Below are 6669 nucleotides of genomic sequence, written 5' to 3' on the forward strand. Positions count from 1 at the left end.
CAGTTCCGGCGGGACCGAGTAGCGGTTGCCGCGCCAATCGATCAGCGCCTGCCGTGTCGCGGTGCGTTGCTCGGTCACCACCACCGGGAACAGCGTCGGTGGCAAGGGTTTGAGCCGTTCCGCGGCGAACATGACCGCGGCCGTCGTTGACCCGTCGCGGCCCTCGCGGCGCCGACCGTCTTGCCCGGTCGCGAAGACGGTCAGGCGTTGCTGGGCTTGCTCGAGGGTGACGTCGTCGGGGAGGTTGCGCCACCACCGCTGCGCGGCGGTGTGGTTGTTCTTCTCGACCACGCCCTTGCGGTTGCCCGACCGGGGCCGGCAGGCCACGACGGTGACGGCGTGGTGCTTGGAGAACGCGGCGAACATCGGCGTCAGATCACTCGTCCCGGCCTTCAGCACGGTGCTCATCCGGTCGAACCGCCAAGACTTCGTCACCCCACCGAGCAGCCCCAACAGCACCGTCATCGCCGCCAGCAGGTGGGGCAGGTCCATCGACGGGGAAATCACCGCCCGCCAAACCCCCGAGTGCGCCAGCGAACCCACGAGCACGAAGGCACGTTTGGTCGGGAACGCCCACCCGGCGGGCGCGTCGGGCAGCTCGACCCAGTCGAACTGAGTCTCCTCGCCGGGCGGGTGCTCGATGATCGCGTTGGGCCGCCGGGTCACGTGCGCGCAGGCGGTGCAGGCCGGCCGCAAGCTCCGGTCTCGGATCTGGCGGGTCAGGGTTTGATACGACCCCTCGAAGCCCAGCGGGACGAGCTCGTCCAGCAGCGTCGCCGCCCAGAGATGCGGGTCCTCCGTCAGCCTCGCGGTGACGTAGTCGATGAACGCGTCGAACGGGTCCGGGGCGGCGCGTTGACGCACTCCCGGGGTGCGTTGTCCGGCCAGATAGGCGCGGATGGTCTTACGGTCGTGGTCGGTGCGGCGGGCGATCTCACTGATCGTCATCCCTTGCCGTTTGAGCGCGTGGATGTCCACGTCGTCCTCCTCTGAAAGCATAGGAGCAGGGCCTTTCTCGAGCTGGTGCGTGGTCGAAGACCATCAGCATCGAGGAAGGCCCGCTTCTATGTGCGGAAGCGACCCGGAGTGGGGAATTTCAGTGAGCAGAACTGGGGAATTTCAGTGAGCGCCGTCACAGACGCAGACGGACCTCACGCCCGTCGTCGATCGAGTCCGGCGGCAAGTTCAGAATGCTCTCCCGCCTGACGACTACATCAACCTCATCCGACTGCTCGCCCGATTCACCGTAGCGCTGTGATCGCCAGCACCTAAGCAACGGTTCGTCAGCGGGACGTCCACGGACGTAGGTTGGCTACAATTCGCCGAAGTTCCGGAGTCTCGGGGGAGTGGCGTTTGGGAATGGCTGGCCGACGCCGTGGGCCCTGGCATTGGGGTCATGAACCAGCTCAGGAGCCCCCGTTGAGGCTGCGCCGACGCTGGGCCTCAGCCGACGAGCCGGCGTAGCTCGCGCACGGCCGCAGCCACCTCGTCGACCGGAGCGCGCGACTGCACCAGCCGCTCGACAACCGCGGCCTGCTCCGATCCGGGCCGGCGGTAGCTGCCCAACGCGCCGACGAGCTTGTGGGCGGCGGACTCGGCCTCGTCGGCCAGCACATCACCCGAGCGGTCTCCACCTCCGGCCTCGACGTACCGCTCGAGTGCCGCGACGCGCTGGTCGGCGAGGTACCCGTACCGCTCCCACATCTCGGCGAGGAAACCGTCGACCGCGTCGGTCACGGTCCCCATCCCAGCGACTCGGACACCAGACGCGGCAGCTCCATCGGGTCGAAGGGCTTCGCCAGCACGCCACGCACGCCCTCGGCCAGCCACCGCTCTCGCTCGGTGGCATCGGCCCGGGCCGTGAGCAGGAGTACCGGGATGTCGCGGGTGCGCGGGTCGGCCTGCAGCAGCGCATACGTTGTCGGGCCGTCGACGCGGGGCATCATAACGTCGAGAAGGACCGCGTCCGGCTGGGACGAGGCAACTATATCCAGCGCCTCCATACCGGAAGACGCCTCGATCACCCGCAGGCCACCGACTCGCTCAAGGCTGAGTCGGGCGACTGCGCGGATGTCCGGCTCGTCGTCGACGACGAGCACGCAGCGCGTCACGTCTCCTCCTTGCGCCGGAGGGGGCCGGGCCACGGCTCGTTCCGCGGCCTGCGCTGCGGCAGCACGACCGTGAACGTGGAGCCATGCCCGAGGATGCTGTCGACGTCGATGCGGCCGCCGTGCGCATGCACGATGCTTTGGCAGATGGCGAGCCCGAGGCCGCTGCCCTGCTTCTCGCGGGCGTCGCTCACGTCGACCTGCGCGAAGCGCTCGAAGATCTGCTCGACCCGGTCGGGCGGGATGCCACGGCCCTTGTCGCACACCTCGAAGCGGATCTCACCCTCTCGCATCCGGGCGGTGACGCGGACCGCGCTGCCGGAGTGGCTGAAGCGGACGGCGTTGCCCAGGAGGTTGACGAGCACCTGGGCGAGTCGGTCGGCATCGCCCCAGCAGATGTCGTCGGAGGTCTCCTGCTCCAGTCGGACGCCGGCCTGAGCGGCCATCCCTTCTACGGCTGCGAGCGCCAGCGCGACTAGGTCGCTCAGCCGGTGAGGACGGCGCACGACGTGCATGTGCCCCGCGGACAGGCGCTCGAGATCGAGGATGTCGGCCACGAGCCGACCGAGGCGGTCGGTGTTGGTGAGGGCGATGTCGACAAGCGACTGCACCTCGGGCGGCAGTTCGGCGACGACCCCGGCAGCGAGGAGGCCGAGCGAGCCGCGCATCGAGGTCAGCGGGGTGCGCAGCTCATGGCTCACCACCGAGACGAACTCGTCCTTGAGCCGCTCCACCTCCCGCCGCTGGCTGACGTCTTGGAAGACCAGCACTGCGCCAGCTGTCCGGTCGTCCTGCCGCAACGGCGCAAACGAAAGCTGCACCAGGAAGACCTCACCGTCCTGCCGACGGAAGGCGTCGTCCACGCCGACGAGCATCTGCTCGTCGCGCAGCGCCGCGCCGAGCGCACAGTCGTCGTCGCTGCACGAGCTGTCCTGGGGGTGCAGCAACTCGTGCAGCGGCTGGCCAAGCAGTTTTTCGGCCGGTGCCGCGAGCAGGTCGCACGCCGCGGGGTTGACGAGCGCCAGCCGGCCCTCCCCGTCCGTCGCGCAGATCCCGTCGCCCGCCGAACGCAGTACGGAGTCTGTGAGCCGCTGTGCCAGCTCAGCGGCAGCCAGCCGGCGCTGCACCTCCTCAGCGCCGAGCTCGAGCTCGGCCCAGGCGGACATGTCGGCCAGGACTTCCAGGTCCGCGCGGCTCCACGTGCGCGGCACGACGTCGAAGGCGCATAGCGTTCCCACAGCCTGCCCGTCCCAGCGCAGCGGGTAGCCGGCGTAGGCGCGCAGGCGAGGAGGGCCGACGACGAGCGGATTGTCACAGAATCGCGGGTCCGTGGATGCGTCGCCGACGAGCACCGGGGCGTCGTCCACGACGACGAAGTGGCAGAACGACGCGTCGTGATCCAGCGCGGGGTCGGTCTGTCCGGTGCAGGCCACGACCCACAGCCGCGTCTCGTCGACGAGATTGATGTAGACCACCGGCACGTCCAGCAGATGCTTCGCACGATCCACGATCCGGCGGAAGCGCTCCTGGCCCGGCTGGTCGAGCAGCCCTAGCGCCCGCAGCGCCTTGACGCGGGTGTGCTCGCGTGAGGTGGTCACGACGTACGGCTTGGGGAAGTCGTGTGGTGGGGCAGTGGCGGCGGGACCAGCGGCTCGTCCGCCGGGTGCTCGGGGTCGTTGGCCGCTGGACCGACAGCCGGCGCGGTGAGTCCGCCCTCCGGCGCCCCCCCCTGTCCCGGCGGCCCGGGGCGTCACCTTCCAGGCCTTCTCGCGCATGGCTTGCTTCACCTGCGCGACGCGTGCGATGACGTTCTTGTACTCGGTGTAGAAGACCGAGGCAACCACGAGGTACAGCCAAAACCACGCCGTGCGGGAGCGGATCTCCGGATCGGCCTGGCGATACGCGAACAACGTCTGCCACGGCCCGACGCTGAGCGTGAAGATGGTCGTGAGGACGAACACCGGGACGAACCAGTCGAGGTGCTGCGGCCCGCCGGCGCGATGGGCGTAGAAGGCGATGAGCGGGAACATTTGGACGCTCAGCCAGGGGTAGACCTCGCGCCAGCCCAGCAGGAAGAAGAAGCCGAACCGCTGTCTGGGCGTGAGCCCGGGGTTGCGCAGCGCCCCGAAGAGGTGGCCCAGGGACACCTGGAACCACCCTTGCGCCCAGCGCATCCGCTGGTTCCACAGTGCCTGCAGCGTCGTCGGCGCCAACTCGCGGCTGATGAGGTACGGGTCGGAGCCGATCCGGTAGCCGGCTTCGACGACCCGCAGGGCAGAGTCGATGTCCTCGGTGAGCATCGAGCCGCGGAAGCGCGTCTCGCGCAGCAGCTGCGTGCGCCAGTAGCCGTTTGACCCGCCGAAGATGCCGAACTGGTGCAGCTTCGCCCGGCCGGGGTGGCTGACTGCGTAGATCATCTCGAACTCGACCGCTACGGTGCGCGCCACCCAGGAGGCGTCGCCGTTTCGTACCACCGGATGGCCCTGCACGACGTCGTACCCATCGGCCATCCAGCGGTAGGCGCGCACGAAGCTGTCTGCCGCGGGCAGGTGGTCGGCATCGAAGACACCAGCGAACTCACCAGTGACGATCTGCAGGGCGGCGTTGACGTTCTGCGCCTTGGACGTGCTCCCCTCCACCTTGAGCAGAGTGAAGCGCGTCTCGCGCTGCGCGAGCTCGCCGAGGACGCGCTCTACCGGGAGCGGGACGGGCGAGTTGTAGGCAAGCACGACCTGCAGGTCGCCGGGGTAGTTCACCCCCAGGAAGGCCTCGACGGTCTCCAGGACGGTCGCGGCCTCATTCGGCAGGTACGCCGCGATGACGGCACTCGCAGGCGGGTACGCCGGACCTCCGTCCTGCTCCTCTGGTGCGGGAGGCGGCTGCGCCGGGTTCAGGGCGAGCAGTCCTTCGACCCAGATCGCGATCCCTGTCACCAGCAGCGAGAAGACGACGACGAGGTAGGCGAACGGTGTGATGTCGAAACCCGCGCGGTCAGCCAACAGGTAGACGAAGTACGGCAGCACAATGCCTATGACGAACGTCAGCGCGACCTGGAACGGCGTGCGCAGCCGCTCGAGAAGCGGCCGAGGCTGGCGCGGTGCCGCGGCCTCGGCCTCGGCGAGCATCTCGGGACGGTACGCGATCGGCCGCAGATCGAGGTGCATCTGCGCGTGCTCGAGCGCCGCGCCGGCCTGCTCGACCGCCTGCTTGGCCGACTGGACGGCGTCGAGCGGGACGTATCCGACGAGCGGGGTAACGCTGACCTTTGAGCCCTCGACGTCCAGGCGGCGGCCGGCGAGGCGTTCGGAGAGTCCCTGCATCAGGTCGCGCACGTCGTCCGACGACGTCTCCGGCAGCAGCAGCCCGAAGCCGCCATCGGGGGTACGGCCGGCCGTCTCCAGCGGCGTGACCACGGCGCCGAGCACATCGGCGACCTGCCGCAACACCTCGTCGACCCCGCGCTCCCCGAAGCGCGCACGGATGCTCCCGGACTCGTTCAGCCCGAGCAGTGCCAAGTGCCCCGAGCGGCCACTGCGCAGCGCCCGCTCGCGCTCCCGGTCGAGCTCGTCCATGAACGTCGCGGACGAGGCCAGCCCCGTGCGGCGGTCAGTCTGCAGTCGGTCAGCAGGCACCGGCGGCCGTAGCCGCTTGGCGTCCACGCGAGCGACCAGGACCGGCAGGTCGAAGGGCTTGGTGATGTAGTCGTCCGCGCCGAGACGCATGCCGGACACCACGTCCGCGGCCTCCGCGCGGCTGGTGAGGAACAACAGGGGCAGGGAACGCAGCCGGGAGTCCTCGCGCAGTCGCTGCACGAGGGTGAAGCCGTCCATGTCCGGCATGTTGACGTCGGAGACGACGACGTCCGGGACCGCCTCGGCCAGTCTCTCCAGTGCCTCGGCGCCGCTGGAGGCCGTCGTGACGCGGTAGCCGGCTGCGAGGAGCCCTCGCGCGACCAGGCCCACGATCATCTCGTCGTCATCGACGACGAGCACCGCGCCCCGGTCGTCGGCTACTGCCCTACCCGTCATCGGGTTACTCCCGGTCAATAACTCCCCCTACGGCCTTCCGGCGCAGGACTGGAGCGACTGCGTGGTGCCTATTGAACTCTACAGGGGCACCCCCGCCACGAACTTCCGCTCGCGCGAAGTCGGGCACGGTCGCTGGTCACTAGACGGGGCGGCCGTGGGAATGATTGATCGACTACCGAACACTGCCCATTGGCGCAACCTTGAGCGTCCACAGCTCCGAATCGGATCGGGTTGGCCTTGAAGGTTTACGCTCAACAGGTGTTGTGCGCACAAGACTCCCTTCCGCCTCGCCTTCGCCGCGTACTCGTCGCCGGCGTCTCCGGCGTAGGAAAGTCGACGCTCGCGTCACGGATCGCAGCGATCACCGGCGGACAGCACACCGAGATCGACTCGCTCTATCACGGCCCCGGCTGGGCGCTACGGGAAAATTTTCTCTAGGAGCGTGTGTCAGTAACGCCTATTCGAAGTTGATGCGACGAGATCCGGGCCGATTTGGCCGCAGCGGGCGGGGCGTTGCTGTGGCGGTCGTCGTG

The 6669-nt window shown here is 68.9% G+C and carries 5 protein-coding genes; 1 reads left to right on the forward strand and 4 read right to left on the reverse strand.

The features are described 5' to 3' along the window. The 4 genes from E3T37_RS04235 to E3T37_RS04250 all read right to left on the reverse strand — a co-directional run. A partial coding sequence (locus E3T37_RS04235) for a DDE-type integrase/transposase/recombinase (protein ID WP_134365595.1) occupies nt 1-999 on the reverse strand: 999 nt, incomplete at its 3' end. A 444-nt stretch (nt 1000-1443) separates the two neighbouring features. Further along, nucleotides 1444-1737, reverse strand: a complete 294-nt coding sequence (locus tag E3T37_RS04240) for a hypothetical protein (RefSeq protein ID WP_134365596.1) — start codon at nt 1735-1737, stop codon at nt 1444-1446. Then, nucleotides 1734-2111, reverse strand: a complete 378-nt coding sequence (locus E3T37_RS04245) for a response regulator (RefSeq protein WP_134365597.1) — start codon at nt 2109-2111, stop codon at nt 1734-1736. Before E3T37_RS04245 ends, E3T37_RS04240 begins: the two co-directional genes overlap by 4 nt. Beyond that, on the reverse strand, nt 2108-6136 hold the full coding sequence (locus tag E3T37_RS04250; protein WP_134365598.1) for an ATP-binding protein: 4029 nt from the start codon (nt 6134-6136) through the stop codon (nt 2108-2110). Before E3T37_RS04250 ends, E3T37_RS04245 begins: the two co-directional genes overlap by 4 nt. Before the next feature lie 258 nt (nt 6137-6394). Here E3T37_RS04250 and E3T37_RS04255 point away from each other — a divergent pair, with 258 nt between their 5' ends. Next, a complete protein-coding gene (locus tag E3T37_RS04255) occupies nt 6395-6574 on the forward strand; it encodes a hypothetical protein (RefSeq protein ID WP_174776552.1) in 180 nt (59 codons plus the stop codon). The last annotated feature ends 95 nt before the right edge of the window (nt 6575-6669 follow it).

Source organism: Cryobacterium sp. TMT2-10, assembly GCF_004403075.1.
Lineage (GTDB): Bacteria > Actinomycetota > Actinomycetes > Actinomycetales > Microbacteriaceae > Cryobacterium > Cryobacterium shii.